This is a genomic window from Enterobacter sp. CPE_E890 (assembly GCF_046521475.1).
GTDB lineage: Bacteria > Pseudomonadota > Gammaproteobacteria > Enterobacterales > Enterobacteriaceae > Enterobacter > Enterobacter adelaidei.
Genome location: NZ_JBKFZW010000001.1, coordinates 1,766,855 through 1,786,288 on the forward strand (window position 1 = coordinate 1,766,855; position 19,434 = coordinate 1,786,288).

General features: G+C 58.8%; 20 protein-coding genes. 11 read left to right on the plus strand and 9 right to left on the minus strand.

The annotated features are described in order from the left end of the window. Position 1: 1 nt before the first annotated feature. Together cobC and cobT are read left to right on the plus strand one after the other, a co-directional pair. Positions 2–610: an alpha-ribazole phosphatase gene (cobC, locus tag ACLHV9_RS08680; protein WP_028019162.1), complete on the plus strand. Its 609-nt coding sequence runs from the start codon at positions 2–4 to the stop codon at positions 608–610. A gap of 10 nt (positions 611–620) precedes the next feature. After that, the gene (gene cobT / locus ACLHV9_RS08685; protein ID WP_108090285.1) at positions 621–1,676 is read left to right on the plus strand and encodes a nicotinate-nucleotide--dimethylbenzimidazole phosphoribosyltransferase; all 1,056 of its coding nucleotides are present in this window, start codon (positions 621–623) and stop codon (positions 1,674–1,676) included. 113 nt (positions 1,677–1,789) lie between these two features. Here the strand turns inward: cobT and ACLHV9_RS08690 are convergent, their stop codons facing one another. Next, positions 1,790–2,647, minus strand: coding sequence for an AraC family transcriptional regulator (locus ACLHV9_RS08690; RefSeq protein ID WP_108090284.1), 858 nt, complete (start codon positions 2,645–2,647; stop codon positions 1,790–1,792). A gap of 228 nt (positions 2,648–2,875) precedes the next feature. Between ACLHV9_RS08690 and ACLHV9_RS08695 the strand changes: the two genes are divergently transcribed. Genes ACLHV9_RS08695 through ACLHV9_RS08710 form a run of 4 tightly spaced genes read left to right on the plus strand, consistent with a single transcriptional unit; the run spans position 2,876 to position 7,790 of the window. After that, the gene (locus tag ACLHV9_RS08695; protein ID WP_108090283.1) at positions 2,876–4,714 is read left to right on the plus strand and encodes a DUF2264 domain-containing protein; all 1,839 of its coding nucleotides are present in this window, start codon (positions 2,876–2,878) and stop codon (positions 4,712–4,714) included. Beyond that, positions 4,711–5,991 (plus strand): oligosaccharide MFS transporter, encoded by a 1,281-nt coding sequence (locus tag ACLHV9_RS08700; RefSeq protein ID WP_108090282.1) that lies wholly within the window; start codon positions 4,711–4,713, stop codon positions 5,989–5,991. The genes ACLHV9_RS08695 and ACLHV9_RS08700 overlap by 4 nt, the downstream gene beginning before the upstream one ends. A gap of 13 nt (positions 5,992–6,004) precedes the next feature. Beyond that, positions 6,005–7,195 carry a glycoside hydrolase family 88 protein gene (locus ACLHV9_RS08705; protein ID WP_108090281.1) on the plus strand — a complete coding sequence of 397 codons (1,191 nt, stop codon included), beginning with the start codon at positions 6,005–6,007 and terminating at the stop codon, positions 7,193–7,195. A 22-nt stretch (positions 7,196–7,217) separates the two neighbouring features. After that, positions 7,218–7,790 (plus strand): DJ-1/PfpI family protein, encoded by a 573-nt coding sequence (locus tag ACLHV9_RS08710; protein ID WP_108090280.1) that lies wholly within the window; start codon positions 7,218–7,220, stop codon positions 7,788–7,790. Positions 7,791–7,827: 37 nt separating this feature from the next. On the opposite strand, the gene ACLHV9_RS08715 is transcribed toward ACLHV9_RS08710, so the two are convergent. The 3 genes from ACLHV9_RS08715 to hpxO are packed head-to-tail and all read right to left on the minus strand — an operon-like array spanning position 7,828 to position 10,981. Then, positions 7,828–8,763, minus strand: a complete 936-nt coding sequence (locus ACLHV9_RS08715) for a PDR/VanB family oxidoreductase (protein WP_134707505.1) — start codon at positions 8,761–8,763, stop codon at positions 7,828–7,830. 11 nt (positions 8,764–8,774) lie between these two features. Further along, positions 8,775–9,809, minus strand: coding sequence for a molybdenum cofactor-independent xanthine hydroxylase subunit HpxD (gene hpxD, locus ACLHV9_RS08720; RefSeq protein ID WP_108090278.1), 1,035 nt, complete (start codon positions 9,807–9,809; stop codon positions 8,775–8,777). Positions 9,810–9,826: 17 nt separating this feature from the next. Continuing rightward, positions 9,827–10,981, minus strand: coding sequence for an FAD-dependent urate hydroxylase HpxO (gene hpxO / locus ACLHV9_RS08725; RefSeq protein WP_108090277.1), 1,155 nt, complete (start codon positions 10,979–10,981; stop codon positions 9,827–9,829). A 169-nt stretch (positions 10,982–11,150) separates the two neighbouring features. Between hpxO and uraD the strand changes: the two genes are divergently transcribed. Both uraD and uraH read left to right on the plus strand, forming a co-directional pair. Continuing rightward, a complete protein-coding gene (gene uraD, locus ACLHV9_RS08730; RefSeq protein WP_028019152.1) occupies positions 11,151–11,651 on the plus strand; it encodes a 2-oxo-4-hydroxy-4-carboxy-5-ureidoimidazoline decarboxylase in 501 nt (166 codons plus the stop codon). Continuing rightward, positions 11,648–11,971 (plus strand): hydroxyisourate hydrolase, encoded by a 324-nt coding sequence (gene uraH / locus ACLHV9_RS08735; protein WP_028019151.1) that lies wholly within the window; start codon positions 11,648–11,650, stop codon positions 11,969–11,971. The genes uraD and uraH overlap by 4 nt, the downstream gene beginning before the upstream one ends. Here uraH and guaD read toward each other — a convergent pair. Next, entirely contained in the window at positions 11,951–13,267 is a 1,317-nt protein-coding gene (gene guaD, locus ACLHV9_RS08740) for a guanine deaminase (protein ID WP_108090276.1), read from the minus strand. The genes uraH and guaD overlap by 21 nt on opposite strands. 102 nt (positions 13,268–13,369) lie before the next feature. Beyond that, positions 13,370–14,866: an NCS1 family nucleobase:cation symporter-1 gene (locus tag ACLHV9_RS08745; RefSeq protein ID WP_108090275.1), complete on the minus strand. Its 1,497-nt coding sequence runs from the start codon at positions 14,864–14,866 to the stop codon at positions 13,370–13,372. Positions 14,867–15,010: 144 nt separating this feature from the next. Here ACLHV9_RS08745 and ACLHV9_RS08750 point away from each other — a divergent pair, with 144 nt between their 5' ends. Genes ACLHV9_RS08750 through puuE form a run of 3 tightly spaced genes read left to right on the plus strand, consistent with a single transcriptional unit; the run spans position 15,011 to position 17,415 of the window. Continuing rightward, the gene (locus ACLHV9_RS08750; protein WP_108090274.1) at positions 15,011–15,727 is read left to right on the plus strand and encodes a GntR family transcriptional regulator; all 717 of its coding nucleotides are present in this window, start codon (positions 15,011–15,013) and stop codon (positions 15,725–15,727) included. Then, positions 15,727–16,467 carry an allantoin racemase gene (hpxA, locus tag ACLHV9_RS08755; protein ID WP_108090273.1) on the plus strand — a complete coding sequence of 247 codons (741 nt, stop codon included), beginning with the start codon at positions 15,727–15,729 and terminating at the stop codon, positions 16,465–16,467. Before ACLHV9_RS08750 ends, hpxA begins: the two co-directional genes overlap by 1 nt. Positions 16,468–16,482: 15 nt before the next feature. After that, positions 16,483–17,415, plus strand: coding sequence for an allantoinase PuuE (gene puuE, locus ACLHV9_RS08760; protein ID WP_028019146.1), 933 nt, complete (start codon positions 16,483–16,485; stop codon positions 17,413–17,415). 49 nt (positions 17,416–17,464) lie between these two features. On the opposite strand, the gene hpxZ is transcribed toward puuE, so the two are convergent. The 3 genes from hpxZ to hpxX are packed head-to-tail and all read right to left on the minus strand — an operon-like array spanning position 17,465 to position 19,430. Beyond that, positions 17,465–17,851 (minus strand): oxalurate catabolism protein HpxZ, encoded by a 387-nt coding sequence (gene hpxZ, locus ACLHV9_RS08765; protein WP_108090272.1) that lies wholly within the window; start codon positions 17,849–17,851, stop codon positions 17,465–17,467. Further along, positions 17,848–19,245, minus strand: a complete 1,398-nt coding sequence (locus tag ACLHV9_RS08770) for an AtzE family amidohydrolase (RefSeq protein WP_108090271.1) — start codon at positions 19,243–19,245, stop codon at positions 17,848–17,850. Before ACLHV9_RS08770 ends, hpxZ begins: the two co-directional genes overlap by 4 nt. Then, entirely contained in the window at positions 19,242–19,430 is a 189-nt protein-coding gene (hpxX, locus tag ACLHV9_RS08775) for an oxalurate catabolism protein HpxX (RefSeq protein ID WP_028019140.1), read from the minus strand. The genes ACLHV9_RS08770 and hpxX overlap by 4 nt, the downstream gene beginning before the upstream one ends. Between the last annotated feature and the right edge of the window lie 4 nt (positions 19,431–19,434).

The window sequence follows — 19,434 nt, forward strand, 5'->3', positions numbered from 1 at the left end:
TATGCGTATTTTTCTGGTTCGGCACGGTCAAACAACCGCTAACATCAGCGGCGTGTTTTACGGGAGCACCGATCTGTCGCTCTCGCCGCAGGGCATTGCGCAAAGCCAGCGTGTTGCCGGGTACCTGTCCGGGGTCGCGTTCGGGCAAACGCGCGTCAGCGCGCTCCAGCGTTCGCAGCAAACGGCGCGGCTTATCGTGCCGACAGCCCATGATATCCATGTTGATGCGCGTCTTAATGAGCTGGATTTTGGTGAATGGGAGATGCGGCACTTCAGCGACATCGAAAAAGAACATCCCGCGTCGTGGCAGAGCTGGATGGATGACTGGCAAAACGCCACGCCCGACGGCGGCGAGGCCTTCCCGCATTTCGCCGCGCGCGTCAGGGCGGCGGCGGATGAGATGAGTCAACTACAGCAGCGCGAAGACACGCTTATTGTGGCGCATCAGGGCGTGCTGAGCCTGCTGCTGGCAACCTGGTTAGGGATGCCCGTGGCGGCAATGTGGCATTTCCCGTTCAGTCACGATGCCTACACGGTCGTTGAAAATCGGGCCGGGCATTGGGTGTTACGCGTATTTAATGGCAGAAACGTTTGGCAAACTGAGGAATGAGGGTGTGAGGATGGGGACAGTGAAGGAGCTGGCGGCGGCCATCAGACCGCTTGATAAACAGAAGATTCAGGCGGCCTCGCGGCATGTTGATGGCTTAATAAAGCCGACAAACAGCCTCGGTCGGCTGGAGAGCCTGGCTATACAGCTTTCGGGAATGTGGGGAATCGACAGGCTCGATAATCTGCAAAAAGAGATTATCGTCATGTGCGCCGACCATGGCGTATTTGATGAAGGTGTGGCCGTGACGCCGAAAGTGGTGACCTGGCTTCAGGCCGTCAATATGCAAAAGGGGGTGACCGGGGTGTGCGTGCTGGCCCGCAATAGCCAGACGTCGGTACTGCCCGTTGACATCGGTATTGACGGTGAGCCTATCGACAATATGCTCAGCCTTAAACTCTCGCGTGGCAGCGATAATATTGCTCAGGGTCCGGCGATGAGCCGTCAGGATGCCGAGCACCTGCTGCTGGCGAGCGCCAGCCTCGTTAAAAAACGCGCTCAGGAGGGGATCTCCATCTTTGGCGTTGGCGAGCTGGGTATTGCCAACACGACACCGGCTTCGGCAATCATCAGCGTACTGACCGATAGCGATCCGCATGATGTGGTGGGGATTGGGGCCAATTTACCTCAGGATCGGGTCCAACATAAGGAAACCGTTGTCCGTCAGGCGATACGCATTAACCAGCCGGATGCGCGAGATGCGGTTGATGTTCTGGCCAAAGTCGGCGGCTATGACCTGGTGGGCATGACCGGAGTGATATTGGGCGCTGGCGCATGTGGATTGCCCGTGGTGTTAGACGGTTTTCTCTCGTATGCCGCGGCCATCGCCGCCTGTCAGATTGCACCAGAAGTTAAGAGCTACTGTATTCCCTCTCATTTTTCCGCCGAAAAAGGTGCCAGACGTGCGCTGGAGCACCTTGGGCTGGCGCCCTTTATCCATCTTGACATGCGTCTTGGCGAAGGGAGCGGCGCCGCGCTGGCTATGTCTATCGTCAGTGCGGCCTGCGCAATGTACTGCGAGATGGGGCAACTGGCGCAAAGCGGCATTGAGTTGCCGGTTCCGGCATGACGGAAAAGTAAAAACCTGCGATAGCAATATCGCAGGTTTTTTTGTGTACAGGAAACCCCAGCCCGGCAGGTAGCCGGAAAGCGTTCAGCTTTGGGCCAGTCATCAAAACCCCGTTAACAGGGCATTCTGGTGCTGAGGATACGACGTCGATACTGCAGCGGCGTCTGACGCATCATCTTTTTAAAGCAGGTGATGAAATAGGTCACCTCGCTAAACCCGACGGCCAGGGCAATAGTGTCAATACTCTCATCGCTGTACCGTAACAGATCGCAGCTGCTTTTTATCCGCCGGGTCAGCAAATATTCGTGGATGCTGCCCCCGGTCTGCTGGCGGAAAATGCGTGAGGTATAGCTGCGCGAAAGCCCCAGGTCGTGCGCTAGCTGGTCGAGCGAAAACTTGTTGGCATAGTGGGCTTCTATCCAGCTCATAATCCGCGAGGCGACGGTCTGCTGGCGCGGCGGGTAGGGCTGAGGTTGCTCGGGAAGAAATGTCATGAGCTGCATCACCAGAAATGCCACCTCGCAGGCCTCGGTCTGCTCGTTGCCCTCCAGGCGCTGGAACTGCTCAAGGATCCTCTCGATAAACGCCGCGTGCTCGCTGAGATCGTAGATTTGCGCGGGCAGATTGCTGGCGGCCAGCGCGGCGAACCTGGCCTGATGGCGCGGGAAGGCGCTAAGCGCACTTTCGACGACCGCTTGCTCAATGTGCATAGTGGTGCGGTGATAGGGGTTTTTATCGCTATGATCGACTTGCACTTTGTGCAAACGGAAGGGCGGGAAGATAAATAATCGCCCCGGACGGGCGGTGTAGTGCTGATTATCCACCACCACGATGCCGTAGCCGCTGGAAATGTAGAGCAATTCAACGCATTGATGCCAGTGGTAGTAAATCGCGCTGCTGGCGTACAGGCGGTTAAAAGAAATGGCCTGCCGATCGAGCGTAATGCGTTCCAGCAGCTGCGTTTCACCCATTTTACCTCCAGGACAACAGATTTAAATTTTTAGGCCATCTTTTGTAATTTATCCTCCTCACGATCGATAAAATCCAGCAAAAATGAAATGGTGGTTCAATTTTGTGAGTCTGCTCACTCAGTGCCGGGAATAAAAGCAGTTACTCTTCATCCAGACGTCGCACTCGTGGCTTTAAAAAGCCTAATAACAATAAGTTATCTCTACCCTCGTGTAATGCGGGAGGACCCTGTGCAACCTGAAAATATTAATCTGGATAATCCACTGACAAGTCGTGAAGAGGTGCTACGGCTGGTTAACGATATGCTAAACGCAGTGGCGCCTTACTTTAAAAACGACGCCAGCCGCATTGATTTAGCGAACTTTACCGCTCACTACGGCCAGCAGGTCGCGAGCATGGAAACGTTTTCCCGTCTCCTGTGGGGCGTGACGCCGTTGTTGGCTGGCGGCAGTGAGCCGCAACATTTCTCCTTTTATTTACAGGCGATCAAAAACGGTACCAATCCGCAACATGCCGATTACTGGGGCGACGTCGCGCCTTACGATCAGCGAATCGTCGAGATGGCGGCCTACGGGCTGCTGCTGGCGCTGGCGGGCGATACCGTACTGGCACACTTCTCTGAGACCGAGAAAGAGAATTTATGGCGCTGGCTAAAGCAGTGCGAGACCCAGGAGATCCCCGATAACAACTGGCACTTCTTTCCGATTCTGGTGCAGGTCGGCTTCCATTATTGCGGCATGCCGGCCAACTCGCAGGTGCTGGAAAATCATTTTGCTGCCATGGAGCACTACTATCTGGGCGATGGCTGGTACGCCGATGGTCCGGGGCGGCCGCGCGACTATTACATCTCAATGGGCTTTCATTTCTATGGCCTGATTTACGCGAAGCTCATGGTCGATGTCGATCCAAAGCGTTGTGCAACGCTGCGTCACCGGGCCGCGCGTTTCTCCTCTGACTTCATCCATTTCTTCGCCGAAGACGGCGCGGCGATCCCGTTTGGCCGGAGCCTGACCTACCGCTTTGCCGAGGCGGCGTTCTGGAGTGCGGCGGCCTTCGCCGGGCTGGAGGTCTTTTCGCCCGGCGTCATAAAGGGCATCGTTCTGCGTCATCTGCGCTGGTGGCTGAAGCAGCCGATGTTCGACCGCGACGGCGTACTCAGCGTCGGTTACAGCTACCCGAACCTGGCGATGGCGGAAGACTACAACGCGCCGGGTTCGCCGTACTGGGGCCTGAAGACCCTGCTGGTGCTGGCATTAGAAGAGGGCGATGCCTTCTGGCAGGCGGCTGAGCTGCCGCTGCCGCCGTTGCCCGTCCAGCACACGATAGCCCACGCGGATCAGGTGGTGGTGCGTCAGGCCGATCACCTGTGGATGCTGACTTCCGGCCAGCTGGAGCTAAACAACTTCGTCAATACCGAAGCGAAATACTGCAAATTTGCCTATTCCACCCGCTTTGGCTTCACCATCGAACGCGGGCGCTACGGCCTGAACCACGCCGCGCCCGATTCGATGCTGCTGCTGGCCGAAAAAGATAACTACTGGCGTGGCCGCCGCGAATGCCAGCACGTGGTCACCGCAGACGGCACCATTTACAGCATCTGGCTGCCGTGGCGCGATGTGGTGATTGAGAGCTGGCTGCTGGCGCTGGGCGACTGGCAACTGCGCGTCCATCGTATCAATACCCGGCGCGCGCTGGATTGCGCGGAGGGTGGCTTTAGCCTGGCGAACCGCCCGCAGCCGCAGGTACACGAGAGCGACAACGCCTGCTGGTTACGCAATCCCCAGGATGTATCAGCCATTTTCTGTCTGCATCCGCACGCCCGCCGCGGCGAGACGGTGTTGACGCCGCCAAACAGTAATCTGTTGTTCGCCGAGCGCGCGGCGGTGCCGCTGCTGCGCGGCGAACTCGACCCCGGTAAGCATGTGTTGATAAGCGCGGTGTGGGCGGGAAATGCCGCCGACTTCGATCCGCAACGCTGTCCACAGGCCATCATTAGCGATGATGCGGTACGCTTCGTGACGGCACGACAAGAAATGACGCTCGTTCTGGCCCAGGAGGCATCGCTATGAGCACATCATCGTCCGTACGCGCCGCACAGTGCAAAATGAGTACCTTTATTTTCCTTTACTTTTTCACGTGGTCATCCAGCTTTGGCCTGTACGCCCTGTGGCTGAGCCAGAAAGTGGGCCTGGATAGCATCACCATCGGCAGCGTGTTCGCCATCAATGGCGTCTTCGCGGTGGTCCTGAAGCCGGTGTACGGCTACATCATGGACAAAATCGGCATGAGCAAGTGGCTGCTCTATTTTGTCTGCACCATTTCTGCGCTGATGGCGCCGTTCTTTGCGCTGGTGTATCAGCCGCTGCTGCAAAGCCATGCGATGGCGGGGATTATCATCGGCGCGCTGTATCTGAGCCTGGGCTGGTACGCCGGCGTGGCGGCGTCTGAATCTTACGCCGACCGCTTTAGCCGCCTGTACGGGCTGGAGTTTGGCCGCATCAGAATGTGGGGTTCGCTGGGCTGGGCGATGGCGGCTTCGGTCTCCGGGCTGTTGTTTAACTTCACGCCGCTGGCCAACTTTCTGCTCAGCAGCGGTACCTCGGTACTGATGCTGCTGGTGCTGATTAGCCTCAAAATCGGTGATGAGCAGCTGCGCAATAACAGCGTCATCTCCGCCAATAAGATCGTTTTTGCCGATGTGTTGATGCTGCTGAAAAACCGCAAATTCTGGATGTTCAGCCTCTACGTCGCCGGGGTGGCGTGGATGATGTTTATCGCCGAACAGCAGTTCCCGCGCTACTTCGTATCGTTCTTCGCCACCAAAGAGCAGGGAAATGCCTGGTACGGCTACCTGAGCACCGTCCAGTCGGGGATGGAGTTCGTAATGATGATGTTTATCCCGTGGCTGGTGAACCACTACGGCGCTAAGCGCGGCCTGCTGTTCTGCGGCTGCGTGGTAGGAGCACGGCTGATCGCCTCCGGATTGACCAGCGACCCGATTGTTATCTCCATCATCAAACCGTTTTATGGCGTCGAGATCGCGCTGCTGCTGATATCGGTCTTCAAATACATCGCCGAACATTTCCATCGTCGGGTTAACGCCACGATGTACCTGCTGGGCTACCAGGCGATGATTTACGTTGGCTCGATTGTGGTCGCTCCGCCTGCCGGCTACCTGTACGACAGGATAGGCTTTGAGCATACCTATCTGCTGATGGGCTGCTGCGCCCTGATATTTACGCTGATTTCCGCCTTTACGCTGTCGCGCTGCCAGTCGACGCGCGATTCCTCACGCCCCTTTGCTCCGGCTTTAGAGACCGCCACGGTTGAACCGGCCAAACATTAATTCAGGAGTTGTTATGACCAAATCTGTTATCACCGAAGCGCTGCGGCCGATCGAACTGCATCAGGTCGATCGCCTGGCGCTGAGCCAGAAGCTGGAAGCGGCCTTAACCCGCGTAACGCGCAAGATCGACAACAATATTGTCGCCTTCGGCGATAAGTTCCCCGGCGAAGCCTGTGAGAATGGGGTCTGGCCGCGTACCGATAACGTGGAGTGGACCACCAGCTTTTGGCCTGGCCAGCTGTGGCTGGCCTGGGAGATGACCGGCAAAGCGCATTATCGCGAAGCTGCCGAGCGCTATTTACCGTCGTTCGCCAGGCGCATTGAGCAGCGTATCGACACCGCAACGCACGATCTCGGGTTCCTCTATTCGCTCTCCTGCATCAGCGCCTGGCGGCTCACCGGCAACGAAGCCGCTCGCCAGTCGGCGCTGCTGGCTGCCGAGCGTCTGATGGAGCGTTTTAACCCGACGGCCAACATTATTCAGGCATGGGGCGATTTAAACGATCCGGAGCAGCAGGGGCGAATGATCATCGACTGTAATATGAACCTGCCGCTGCTGTACTGGGCCAGCGAACAGACCGGCGACCCACGTTACGCGCAAGCGGCGACGGCTCACGCCGGACAGGCCGCGAACTATATCGTGCGTGAAGATGCCTCGACATATCACACCTGGTATATGGATGTGCAGACGGGCGAGCCGCGCTTTGGCAACACCCATCAGGGCTACAGCGATACCTCGTGCTGGTCGCGCGGCCAGGCGTGGGGCATTTACGGCTTCCTGCTCAGCTATCAGCATACCGGCGATAAGCAGATGGTTGAGCTGTCACGCAGCCTGGCGCATTACTTCCTCAACCGTCTGCCGGAAGATGATGTTTGCCACTGGGATCTGGCCCTGCTCGGTACCGACGCCGTGCGCGACAGTTCAGCGGCGGCGATTGCCGCCTGCGGCCTGCTGGAGCTGGTCAAGGCGCTGCCGACGCTCGACGCAAACCGTGCGTATTATGAAGAGATGGCGCTGCGCATTGCGCAGTCGCTGACCGATAACTACCTTGCTCGTGACGATGATCCGACCGAAGGGCTGCTGCAGCACTCGGTTTATCATATGGGCAGCGGTAAGGGCGTCGATCAGTGCTGTAGCTGGGGGGACTATTTCTATCTTGAGCTGCTGGCGCGGCTGCGACAGATTTGGCATCCGTACTGGTAACCCTTAAGCCATGGAGAGCAAGATGAAAAGCGTAGCCGTGCTATTAGCCCCCGGTTTTGAAGAGGGGGAAGCGATTGTCACTATCGATATCCTGCGCCGCCTGAATATTACGGTTCAGACGATTGCCTGCGGCGAGAGTTGCGAAGTGGTGAGTTATCACGCCATCTCGATGGTGGCGGATAGCACCCTGAAGGCCAGCGTTGATCAGACCTTTGACGCCGTGGTGTTACCGGGCGGCCCGGAAGGCGGCGTTAACATGAGGAAAAGTGCGGAGGCGATCGCCTTCATTCGGCGGCATGATGAAGCGGGCAAATATATCTGCCCGATTTGCTCCGCCGCCGCCCGCGTGCTGAGCGGCAACGGACTGCTCAAGGGGCGTCGCTATGTCTGTTCCGGCGATTTGTGGAAAACCGTCAGCGATGGCATGTACGTTGATGCCGACGTTGTGGAAGACGGCAATCTGCTGTGCGGCCGCGGGCTGGGTAACGTATTTGATTTCGCCTTTACCCTGGCGGCGCGATTACAGGGCGATGAGACATTGGCGCGCGAGCAGGCCAGTCATATTAATTACCCCTTATCCGGACGACTTGTTTGAAAACCCTCCGGCTATGCCGGAGGCTATTTATTTCGTTTTACAACCCGATCACCAGCTCCCCGGAATGACTCCGCGAACAGCACAGCGCCACATGCTGATTTACCGCGCTTTTTTCCGCTTCCGACTGCACGCTATCCCGGTGATCCACCACGCCGTCGATCACCGGCGTCAGGCAGGCCCCACAGATCCCCATTTCACAGGACAGCGGCACGTCCACGCCGTTTGCCTGTAACACCTGGGCGATAGTTTTATCCGCTGGCACCGGCCAGCGCTCGCCGGTGGAGGCCAGTTTGACCGTAAAAATCTCACCCGTTTCACCGCAGGAGAGAGGGGCAACAGGCTGGAACGCCTCGCTGTGAAGTTGGGCGTCCTCCCAACCCTTCGCCGTCGCGACCTCCCGCACTTTTTCCATGAATCCTGCCGGACCGCAGATCCAGGCGTGAAGTCCCGCCTCAGCCGCCGGGAGATGCTCTGCCAGCACTGTGCGCGGGCTGGCGGTATGAATGATGCACTCAGCAAACGGCGAGAGTTCGCGCGCAAACGCCGCGCTTTCGCGGTTTCTGACGTAATAGTGCAGCGTAAATGGCATTCCGGCCGCCTTCAGCTGCAGGGCCATCGCATACAGCGGCGTAATGCCAATGCCCGCCGCCAGCAGCAAAACCCGTTCTGCCGGAAGAAGCGGAAACAGGTTGCGTGGGGCAGAGATCAATAATTTCTGTCCGGGACGCAGCGTATCGTGCACATAGCGCGACCCGCCGCGCGAGGCGGTTTCCCGGCCCACGCAGATAAGATAGCTCTCGTCCTGACATGACCCGGTCAGGGAATACTGGCGCACCACCCCGCAGGGCAGGTGCACGTCAATATGCGCCCCGGGCTGCCATGCCGGCAGCGCTTCGCCGTTTTCAGCCACCAGCCTGACGGCGAGGCTTTTGTCGCCCTCACGCCAAATCCCGTCAACAATCACGCTCAACATATCGGCCTCCGTCATACCAGGAAAAATTCGCCAAAGCCCATTTTTTTCAGTCCACGGCGGTAGGCAATTGAGCTTTTATCTGCGGGAATATGGGCTTCCAGCGTCAGGTCCAGCGGCAGGCTTTCCGGGCGCTGAGTTTCGACCATCAGACGATCCTCTTCAAAAATGCGCAGATTGAAGGCATGCACATCTTCCACCGGAATATGCAGGTCAAAATTACGCGCGATAGGGGCGAACATGCGGGTGACGCGTGATGACACGGGCGACGCGGCATTCATGATCACCAGCCTCGATTCTCCCGGAAAATGAATCGTCAGGGTGGCGGTAAACGGCAGATGCATTTCAAAATGGCGTAGCCACTGAAACCCTTCCGGCGCCTGCACGTCCGAGCTGGCGGGATAGTTACTCACAGAACTCCAGTAATCCGCCATGAAGCCGAACGGCGTCTCCTGCGGCTGATAGGCGGGTACAAGCTGATTATTGGGATCGGCAAAGGTATCGGTGTGGATCCACGCAAAGTGCGCCACGTCCAGAAAGCCCTCCACCTGTCGTCCGGCGAAGCCGTTTACCTCAAACGCCGGGCAGTTGATCTGCTGAAATCCGTCGTCATCCCAGTGCGGCATGGTGGGCAGCGGCGCAGGATTGTCCGGGTCAAACGCCAGGCAGGTCCAGATCAACCCAAAGCGCTCCTCCACGGCGTAGTTAATCAGGTTCAGCTTCGCCGGAACGGGTTGGTCGGGGCTGGACGGAATGCGGTTACAGCGCCCATCTTCCCCAAAGCGTAAACCGTGATAAGGGCAGATGATCCCGTGCTCGTCGTGAAAGCCGAGCGTCAGCGGTACGCCACGGTGAGGACAAACGTCACGGGCGACCACGACCCGATCGTGGATCCGGTAAATCACCAGCTGTTCATCGAGCAGGGTCGCTTTGACCGGTGCCGGGCCGACGTCGCAGGCTCGGGCGACGGGGTGCCAGCATTTCGCCAGGCGCAGCCAGTCCTCAGGCTCAAAGGTACAATGGGCGGGTGGAGTCGGTTCTATTTTCATCGTTATCCCTCTTGTGTTCAGCCTAATGGTCCGCCCTGAATGGTGTCGCACAGACCCTTGATGATGCGCTCTCCGGTCTCCTCTTTGAGCTCCTGATACCAGGCCTGCGTCAGCGCCATATCTTTCCCGTGGGTGACGTCGCAGCGTTTGCGGGCTTTTAGCACCAGGTCGCGAACCCGGTCGCAGCGCAGCGCTTCGTACTGTCTCAGTGCCAGCATGATGTTATGGTTTTCACGCAGACAGTCCCCGAGCACCACTGCATCCTCCATGGCGGCGCAACCGCCCTGGCCGATATCCGGCGTGGTGCTGTGCCCGGCATCGCCGAGCAGCGCCACCTTGCCGCGTACCAGGCTGTCGAACGGTTCGATATCGTGAATTTCGATGCGGTTGGTCGTTTCAGGTTCCAGCGCCGCGATGAGCTTCTGCACCGGCGGCGCCCAGCCGCGGAAGTAGCCGGTGAGATCGGCCCGCACCGTCGTGCGATCTTCTGCCAGCCCGAGGGGAAGCGGAACATCAAAAAAGAAGTAGAAACGACCGCCGGAGACGGGCATCAACGACACGCGTTTGCCTTCCCCCACGAAGGTTGTCCACTGGTGAGCGGGAGCAATCTCTTCATCAATCTTCACCAGCCCGTTCCAGTTAACGTAGCCCGCATAGCGGCGCTCGGGCGTATATCCCAGCACGTACGGACGAACCGCCGAGTGGCTGCCGTCGGCGGCAATCAGGAAATCCCCGGTTGCGGTAGTGCCATCGGTGAAGGTCACCGTGACGCCAGCGTCATCTTCACTGACATGTTCGACGCGCTTGCCAAACCGAACCTTGTCGCGCCCCCAGAAGTCCAGCATTTCGCGCTGGAGTTCAGCGCGCGAGACGGGGCAGGGACGCCCTCCGGTACGCTCAACCAGCGGGGCAAGGCTAAAGCGGGTCAGGGTCTCGCCGCGTCGGTAATCCTTGTAGGCCATAAAACGCATCGGACCGCCGTAGGTCTCGATGATGTCGCCCATGCCGAGGTGCTGCATACATTTCACCCCATTAGGCCAGATGGAGATGGCCGCCCCGACGGGCCTGATCTCTTTTACGGCTTCAAACACGGTACAGTCGATGCCCGCTTTCTTCAGCGCGACGGCGGCGCTCAGGCCGCCAATACCCGCGCCAATGACGATTGCTCTCATGCTTCTCTCCTTTTGCAGGGTGTAATGAGAGTGAGCAATTTGCGTACCAGGCTGCAGAGCGGCGAAAAGGGCATTGTGAGAGGTGACGTTGCACTGCTAAGGTGCGCTGGCGCGGTAAAAGTGGCGCGATTTGTGCAACAGCCAGAAGGATTGTGATAAAGGAGCCACTATGATCGCACTGCACGACTTCAATCATCTTCCTGACAAAGATGCTCTTGCACTGCTACGCCCCTGCGTAGCCATTCCTGCCTGGGCCGAGGCGCTGGTTCGCGGTCGGCCTTACCCGAGCCGGGAGGCATTGTTCAACGCGGCCACGGCACAGGCGCAAACCTGGGATGATGCGGCGTTAGCGCAAGCCCTGAGCGCGCATCCGCGCATCGGGGAAAAACTAACCGGTTCACAGGCCGAAGCGGCGCTATCCCGTCAGGAGCAGGGGGCGGTGAATGACCGCGACGCAGCCCTGGCGCAGGCATTGCGCGAAGGTAATGCCCGTTATGAAGCCCGTTTCGGACGCGTATTTCTGATCCGCGCCAAAGGCCGCAGCGGAGAGGACATTTTACAGGCGCTGCACGCGCGGCTGGAGAACAGCGATGCGCAGGAAGTCCGTGTCGCGCTGGAACAGCTGCGGGAAATCACGCTACTACGGCTGGAAGGAGTCATAAACGAATGAGCACCTTAAGTACGCATATTCTGGATATTTCGACGGGAAAACCGGCACAGGGGGTGACGGTTTATCTGCAACAGGAAGGAAAAACGCTGGCTACGGACGTGACCAACGCGCAGGGGCGCATTACCACGTTCGTTCCCTTTCTGCCCGCAGGCCGCTATCGGCTGGTGGCGGAGATCGGTGAATGGTTTCGCGAAACTGGCCGCGACACCCTCTATCCCTGTGCGCAAATTGATTTTGTGACGGGAGGAACGGCAGAGGAGCACTTCCATCTGCCGTTTGTGATTGCGCCTGGTGGGTGGTCAACCTACCGGGGCAGTTGACCAGACCCGCTCGCCGTTGACCCAGGTCTCGCTGATATTGCGCTCGTCGCCCAGAGTCATCAGCACGAAAAGCTGCTCGTAGATATCTTTGCAGCGACGATTGCGCAGGCGTTGTAACGGCGTCACGTCAGGGTCAATCACGATGAAATCGGCTTCTTTACCCGGTGTGAAGTTGCCAATCTTGTCGTCCAGCCTGAGCGCGTGTGCGCCACCCAGCGTGGCGTGATAAAACGCTTCGCTGGCGCGCAGGCGGTAGCTCTGCAATTGACCGACTTTGTAGGCTTCCCCCAGGGTGCGCAGCATGCTGAAGGTGGTGCCTGCGCCAACGTCAGTGCCGATGCCCATCCGCACCTTGTGCTGCCAGCAGGCGGGCAGGCGAAACAGCCCGCTACCGAGAAACAGATTGGAGGTGGGGCAAAATGCGACAGCGGAGCCGGTATCATGCAGGCAGCGCCATTCGCTCTCATGCAGATGGATCCCGTGGGCAAACACGCTGCGCTCGCCGGTCAGGCCGTAGTGGTGATACACGTCCAGATAACGTTCGTGCTCTGGCCAGAGATCGCTCACCCAGGCTACTTCATTCGGGTTTTCGCTCAGATGGGTCTGCATCCACGTATCCGGAAACTCTTCTCTGAGTAAACTCACCGCCGCGAGCAGCTCGGGTGAAGACGTTGGTGCAAAACGCGGGGTAATGGCATACCCCAACCGTCCCCGGTGGTGCCAGCGCTGGATCAGCTCCCGCGTCTGCCGGTAGCTCTGTTTCGCGTCTTCGCTGAGATAGTCCGGGGTGTTCCTGTCCATCATCACCTTGCCGGCGATAAGGCGCATGTTGAGGCGCAGGGCTTCGGTAAACAGCGCCTCGACCGATTCGGGATGCAGCGTACAAAACACCAGCGCGGTAGTGGTGCCATGGCTCATCAGCTGGTTAATGAAAAATTCGGCAATCTCTTTCGCATACACCTCATCGGAAAACTGGCTCTCCACCGGGAACGTATAGGTGGTCAGCCACTCCAGTAGCTGCTCGCCAAACGCGCCGATCATCTCCGTTTGCGGATAATGGACGTGGGTATCGACAAAACCGGGCATCAGCAGTTTGCCGCGCAGGTCGGTGTAGCCTTTGTGAGGATCAAGATACTGCTCGCCATCCTGCCACGCCATTTGCGCCAGAATTTTACCGTTCTGTATGAACAGCAGTCCGTCCTCAAGATAGCGTGCGTGTTGGGCGATAGCGTCTGCACTGTCGCAGACCTGGGCAATATCAAAAAATGCACCGCGGATCGCTGTCTGGTATTCCATCATGGTTCCTGCCTTTATGTTTGCGTAGCGGAGTCATGAGAATGAGCAAAAAGGGTGCCAGCTTGAGGAAGGCCGCAGGAAACCTGCGGCCAGAAGGAAGGGTTACTCTTTTTGCGTCGCCACGCGGGAGTTAAATTGCGGGGCAGCAGCCACTTCGCGCTCTTCTCGCGCCAGCCAGCGGTAGGTCACGCCGCCGAGGAAGACGCCGATGAACCAGCTAAAGTTCGCCACTTCGTGCAGGGCCGGGATGAAGCTTATCACCAGCCCTATGCCAACGGATGGAAGCAGCGCAGCGATGGCTTTCGGGTTAAAGCCGTTGCGATACCAGTATTTGCCTTTTGGCGTGTCGTCAAACAGATCGTCCACAGAGACTTTCCCGCGCTTAATCAGGTAGAAGTCTGCAATCAGAATACCGAACAGCGGGCCGATAAACGCCCCGAGTACGTCCAGGGTGTAGTGGATAAGCTCCGGAGAGTTGAACAGGTTCCACGGGGTGAGCAGGATCGAGCCAACGGCGGCAATCATCCCTCCGGTGCGGAAGCTGATTTTCTGCGGCGAGCAGTTAGAGAAATCAAACGCCGGGGAGACAAAGTTCGCCACGATGTTGATCCCGATGGTGGCGGTGATCATCGTCAGCAGACCAATTGCCACGGCCAGATCGTTGCCCACGCGGCTGACGGTTTCAATTGGGTCGGTGATCATGCGGCCAAACAGCGACTGGGTGCCGGAGACAATCACCACGGTAACGATGGAGAACAGCAGGAAGTTAAACGGCAGTCCCCAGCGGTTTCCACGGCGAATTTCACCCATGCTTTTGCCGTAACGCGAGAAATCACCAAAGTTGAGCAGCGGGCCGGAGAAGTAAGAGACCACCAGCGCGGTCGCCGTGATCATCTGCCATGTCTGCTCGCCCGCGCTCAGGGATTTGCTGGCAAGGGTAAAGGAGATCCCGTCGAACCCGGTCTTGTATACAATCCAGCCCGCCAACGCCAGCATCACCACGTACACCGCCGGACCGGCGATATCAATAAAGCGCTTGATGGCGCTCATGCCGTGCCAGAAGACCATCGCCTGCAATACCCACATAATGGCAAAGCAGATCCAACCCAGGTGCGACAACCCGAGGAACGCGTCGGCGGTGAGCGAAGAGAGCGATGGCCAGAACTTCAGCGCCACCAACATCAGGGCGTTGGCGGCCAGATAGGTCTGAATGCCGTACCACGCGAAGGCGATAAGCCCGCGGATCACCGCCGGAATGTTCGCCCCGAAGACGCCAAATGCCTGACGGCTGATCACCGCATAGGGCACGCCCGCCATCTGGCTCGGTTTGGCCACCAGGTTGGCGCACAGCTGTACAATGCAAATCCCCACCAGCAGGCAGAGCAACACCTGCCAGCTTGCCAGGCCGAGCGTAAAGAAGCTCGCGGCGACTACATAGCCCCCCATGCTGTGAACGTCCGACATCCAGAAAGAAAAGATGTTGTACCAGCTCCAGTTCTGGTCACGCGTCGGTGCCAGATCCTCATTGCAAAGCCGTGGGCTGTAAACCGCACCGGAATCAGCGGCCGTACCTTGCTGCGTATTTTGTCTGTTTGGCATGAAACCTGCTCCTGTGAATGAAAACCCGTTAAGTGGGAGTGCAACGGGTATTGCAGGATCCAGGCCAAAATAATAAATCTTGTATGCAATATTTTATTTTTATGTATACGATTCGATATCGGAAAGTAAAAAGTGGAGTGGGTAATGAACAACGTAAACAGTCTGCACGCCGCGCCAGACCTGCAAGACAAAGACGAATCCATGTTTCAGGCGTTGATGACTGCGATTGTCGAACATCAGCTGCTGCCGGGGAGTAAGTTGCCGGAAGAAGCGCTGGCCGAGGTCTTCGGCGTGAGCCGCACGGGTATCCGCAAGGTGCTGCAACGACTCGCGGCTGTGCAAATGGTCACGTTAACGCCCAAACGTGGTGCACATGTCGCCAGCCCGACGGTGGAGGAGGCGCAACATATCTTTCGCACACGTGCTCTGCTGGAGGTCGCCAACCTGCCGGACGTGCTGGCCCACTGCCAGCCGCCACATCTGGCGGCACTGGAAGCCATTATTCGTCAGGAGCAGCAGGCGCACGAGGCGTACGACGGCCCGGCGGCAATCCGCCATTCCGCCAATTTTCACATTCAGCTGCAGGCCATCTCCGGCAACCAGGTGCTGACGGAGATGGTGACCAGCCTGAGCCAGCGCTCGTCGCTGGTGATTGCCACCTGGGGCGCGCCGTGGCGTCAGGGTTGCCGCTGTAACGATCACGAACAGCTTGTGGAGCTGCTGCGTCAGAACGCGCTCCAGCCGCTAAGCGATGCCCTGATGCACCATTTTGAACATATCGTCGCCAGCCTCTGCTTCGAGCGGGCGGGCGAGTGCCTGCCTGATTTTGCCCGGCTGTTTGCCGGCCACAAGGAGTCGTAATGTCTGTCTGTATACAAGTGATCAACCCCAACACCAGCCTCGCGATGACGGAAACCATCGGCGCGGCGGCCCGGGCGGTGGCGTCGCCGGGTACGGAGATCCTCGCGGTCTGTCCGACTGCAGGCGTGCCGTCGATAGAAGGCCATTTTGATGAGGCCATTGCCGCCGTTGGTGTCCTTGAGCAGATCAAAAAAGGCAGAGAGCAGGGCGTATCGGGTCACGTGATTGCCTGCTTTGGCGATCCGGGCCTGCTGGCGGCGCGCGAGCTGGCGCAGGGGCCGGTTGTCGGTATTGCTGAAGCCGCCATGCATATGGCCACGCTGGTGGCGACACGCTTTTCTATTGTCACCACGCTGCCGCGCACGCTGATCATCGCCCGTCACCTGCTGCACCAGTATGGCTTTCAGGATCACTGCGCGGCGCTGCACGCCATCGATCTCCCGGTGCTGGCGCTGGAAGACGGCAGCGGTCTGGCGCAGGAAAAAGTGCGCGCGCGTTGTATACAGGCACTGAAAGAAGATGGCTGCGGGGCCATTGTGCTGGGCTGCGGAGGTATGGCGACGCTGGCGCAGGAGCTGACGCGCGAGCTGCGTGTGCCGGTCATCGACGGCGTCAGCGCGGCGGTAAAAATGGTGGAGTCGCTGGTAGCGCTGGGGTTATCGACCAGCAAGTATGGGGACCTGGCGTTCCCCGAGAACAAAACGTTAAGCGGACAATTTCAGGCATTAAATCCATTTTAATTTTGGGGGGTGGCAATGGGGCTTTTTGAACAGGATTACCCGCGGGATCTGCGTGGCTACGCAGGTACTCCGCCGCACGCGCAGTGGCCGAATCAGGCGCGCATCGCCGTGCAGTTTGTGCTCAATTATGAAGAAGGGGCGGAAAACCACGTTCTGCACGGCGATGCCGGTTCAGAGCAATTCCTGTCGGATATCATCGGTGCAGCCAGCTACCCCGATAAACATATGTCCATGGACTCCCTCTACGAATACGGCAGCCGCGCCGGGTTCTGGCGGATCCACAATGAATTTCAAAAGCGCGGTCTGCCGCTGACGGTCTTTGGCGTGGCGATGGCGCTGGCGCGTCACCCGGAGATCGTTGAGGCGATCAAAGCGGCGGATTACGACGTGGTCAGTCACGGCTGGCGCTGGATCCATTATCAGAATATGGACATCAGCCAGGAGCGTGAACATCTGCAGAAAGCGGTGCATGTGCTGACCGATCTGTTTGGCAAGCCGCCGACCGGCTGGTACACCGGACGCGACAGCCCTAACACGCGTCAGCTGGTGGTGGAGCACGGTGGTTTTGACTACGACAGCGACTACTATGGCGATGATTTACCTTTCTGGACGGAAGTGGCGTGCGGCGACGGTACCCGTAAACCACACCTGATTGTGCCATACACGCTGGATGCGAACGACATGCGCTTTGCGACCGCGCAGGGGTTTAACACCGCCGAGCAGTTTTATACGTATCTGAAGGACAGCTTTGATGTGCTGTATGAAGAGGGGGAAAGCGCGCCGAAGATGATGTCCATCGGCATGCACTGCCGCCTGCTGGGGCGTCCGGGGCGTTTTCGCGCGTTGCAGCGCTTTCTTGATTATGTGCAGCAGCATGAGCGGGTGTGGGTCTGTACCCGTCAGCAGATTGCCGACCACTGGCGGGAAGTGCATCCGTTTCAGAAGTAATGTGTCGTGTTTAGCCGGGTGGCGGTTACGCCTTACCCGGCCAGCTATCTTACGACATCACACTCACCTGTGCCGCCACGATCCGCCACCCACACGCAAACCGCACCCACGTCTGCTGCTGGCGTCCAATGCGTTCTGTGCCTTCGCGGGTAAACTCGGTGCTGCACACGGCGTAATCTTCACCGAAGGTGGTGATCAAGGTGCGACGCAACGTCCGCTGCAACCCGGCGGACGGACGTGCCGCGCGAAAGGCGCGGATTTCCTCAATGCCGTACAGGTTTTCTCCGGCGCCCAGCCGCACGGTGTTTTTATCGTGCCAGAACAGCTCGTCCAGCACCGCAATGTTGTTGCTCACCAGCGCGTCTTCATAGCGGTAAAACGCGGCTGTCACCTCTGTAACCACCCACGGGAGGTTAATGTCATCGTGATTCATCATGCTGCACTCTCCGCCGGACGGGCATCGGTTATTCCTCTCTCTTCCAGAACCCGCGCCACGCGCAGGCAGGCCTGCTCGTTAAACGGCGCGGCAATCAACTGCAGTCCAATCGGCGCACCTACGGCGGTGCGTAGCGGAACGGTGGTGACGGGCAAACCCAGAAACGAAATCGGCTGCGTCAGCATCCCCATGCTGGCGCGAACGGGTAGCTGCTGACCGTTGATTTCCATGAATTGCTCGCCAATCAGCGTGGCGCTGCGTGGCGTTGCCGGGGCGATAAGGATATCAGCCTGGGCGAATAAGGTTTTGAACGCCTGCCGGGCGTGCGCGCGAAAACGCTGGGCCTGGATGTACCAGGCGGAGGGGATCATCGCCCCGGCCAGCAGCCGCTCACGCGAGTGTGGTTCGAATCGTTCAGGCTCGCCGCGAAGCGCGGGCAGGTACTGATTTCCTCCTTCGGAGGCGCTGATGATAAACGCTGCGGAACGTGCCAGTTCGGCATCCGGGAAATGCAGTTCATCCTGCACGTCGAGCGCTTTTGCCACCCGCGCTACGGCGTCGCGGGCGTCCGCGTCGCACCAGGTGGTGAAATAGCCGCCAAGCACGGCGCAGCGCAGACCATCAAGCCCGCGATCGAGCAAGGGACGCGTCTGTTCGCGCGAGCTTTCTGCCTGAAAACCGTCGCTGGTATCCCGCCCTTGCAGCGCGTCGTATACCGACGCCAGATCGCTCACGCGGCGGGCAAACGGGCCGATATGGTCCAGACTTGCCACAAAAGGATGGCTACCGGAGCGCGATAAGCGGCCAAAAGTGGGCTTCAGGCCATATATCCCGCACAGGGAAGCCGGAACGCGAATGGAGCCATTGGTGTCGGTTCCGAGCGAAAAGTGCACCAGCCCGGCGGCAACGGCGGCGGCAGATCCGCCTGACGATCCCCCCGCAATGCGCGCCAGATCGTGCGGGTTATGCGTCGCGCCGTAGTGGCTATTTTCAGTGGTAAAGCCGTAGGCGTAGGCATCCATATTAACCATCCCGGTCAGCAACCCGCCGGCACTGCGCAACTGACGCACCGCAAAGCTGTCTGCGGCAGCGGCAGGGCGCTGGCTGAACAGTTCCGCCCCTGCAAGCGTGGTGTGTCCGGCAACGTCAAACAGGTTTTTCACCGCGTAGGGCACGCCTGCCAGCGGCGGTAGCGGGCGTTTTTCCCGGCGCAGGGTGTCAATATTTTCGGCCTCGGCCAGCATGCGTTCTTCCGTTACGGCGGTCCAGGCGTTGATCTGCGGGTTAACGCGGGTAATCGCCTCCAGCGTCTGGCGGGCTATCTCTCTCGCGCTCAGCTCGCCCGCGCTCAGGGCCTGCTGGATCGCGCTGATACTCATCTCGTGTAGCGTCATGCTTTATACACTCCTGCAATCTCCAGACGGTCGTCGAGCGGCAGCGCCATCAGCGGCGCGGCCATGGCGGCAATGCGGCTGAACTGCAATTGCAGTTCGGCGCGACGGGGGGCGTCCAGCGTCACGCCGAGCACGGTTTCCATTTGCGCCAGATACGCGTGCCAGTCGGGTTGTTGTGTTGTCATTGTT

Coding starts and splice junctions, on each gene's coding strand:
- guaD (WP_108090276.1), bottom strand. CDS start 13,267: ATGGAATACCAGACAGCGATCCGCGGTGCATTTTTTGATATTGCCCAG.
- ACLHV9_RS08710 (WP_108090280.1), top strand. CDS start 7,218: ATGAAAAGCGTAGCCGTGCTATTAGCCCCCGGTTTTGAAGAGGGGGAA.
- ACLHV9_RS08700 (WP_108090282.1), top strand. CDS start 4,711: ATGAGCACATCATCGTCCGTACGCGCCGCACAGTGCAAAATGAGTACC.
- cobT (WP_108090285.1), top strand. CDS start 621: ATGGGGACAGTGAAGGAGCTGGCGGCGGCCATCAGACCGCTTGATAAA.
- hpxO (WP_108090277.1), bottom strand. CDS start 10,981: ATGAGAGCAATCGTCATTGGCGCGGGTATTGGCGGCCTGAGCGCCGCC.
- ACLHV9_RS08770 (WP_108090271.1), bottom strand. CDS start 19,245: ATGACGCTACACGAGATGAGTATCAGCGCGATCCAGCAGGCCCTGAGC.
- uraD (WP_028019152.1), top strand. CDS start 11,151: ATGATCGCACTGCACGACTTCAATCATCTTCCTGACAAAGATGCTCTT.
- ACLHV9_RS08750 (WP_108090274.1), top strand. CDS start 15,011: ATGAACAACGTAAACAGTCTGCACGCCGCGCCAGACCTGCAAGACAAA.
- uraH (WP_028019151.1), top strand. CDS start 11,648: ATGAGCACCTTAAGTACGCATATTCTGGATATTTCGACGGGAAAACCG.
- ACLHV9_RS08715 (WP_134707505.1), bottom strand. CDS start 8,763: ATGTTGAGCGTGATTGTTGACGGGATTTGGCGTGAGGGCGACAAAAGC.
- puuE (WP_028019146.1), top strand. CDS start 16,483: ATGGGGCTTTTTGAACAGGATTACCCGCGGGATCTGCGTGGCTACGCA.
- hpxA (WP_108090273.1), top strand. CDS start 15,727: ATGTCTGTCTGTATACAAGTGATCAACCCCAACACCAGCCTCGCGATG.
- hpxZ (WP_108090272.1), bottom strand. CDS start 17,851: ATGATGAATCACGATGACATTAACCTCCCGTGGGTGGTTACAGAGGTG.
- ACLHV9_RS08690 (WP_108090284.1), bottom strand. CDS start 2,647: ATGGGTGAAACGCAGCTGCTGGAACGCATTACGCTCGATCGGCAGGCC.
- hpxX (WP_028019140.1), bottom strand. CDS start 19,430: ATGACAACACAACAACCCGACTGGCACGCGTATCTGGCGCAAATGGAA.
- cobC (WP_028019162.1), top strand. CDS start 2: ATGCGTATTTTTCTGGTTCGGCACGGTCAAACAACCGCTAACATCAGC.
- hpxD (WP_108090278.1), bottom strand. CDS start 9,809: ATGAAAATAGAACCGACTCCACCCGCCCATTGTACCTTTGAGCCTGAG.
- ACLHV9_RS08705 (WP_108090281.1), top strand. CDS start 6,005: ATGACCAAATCTGTTATCACCGAAGCGCTGCGGCCGATCGAACTGCAT.
- ACLHV9_RS08745 (WP_108090275.1), bottom strand. CDS start 14,866: ATGCCAAACAGACAAAATACGCAGCAAGGTACGGCCGCTGATTCCGGT.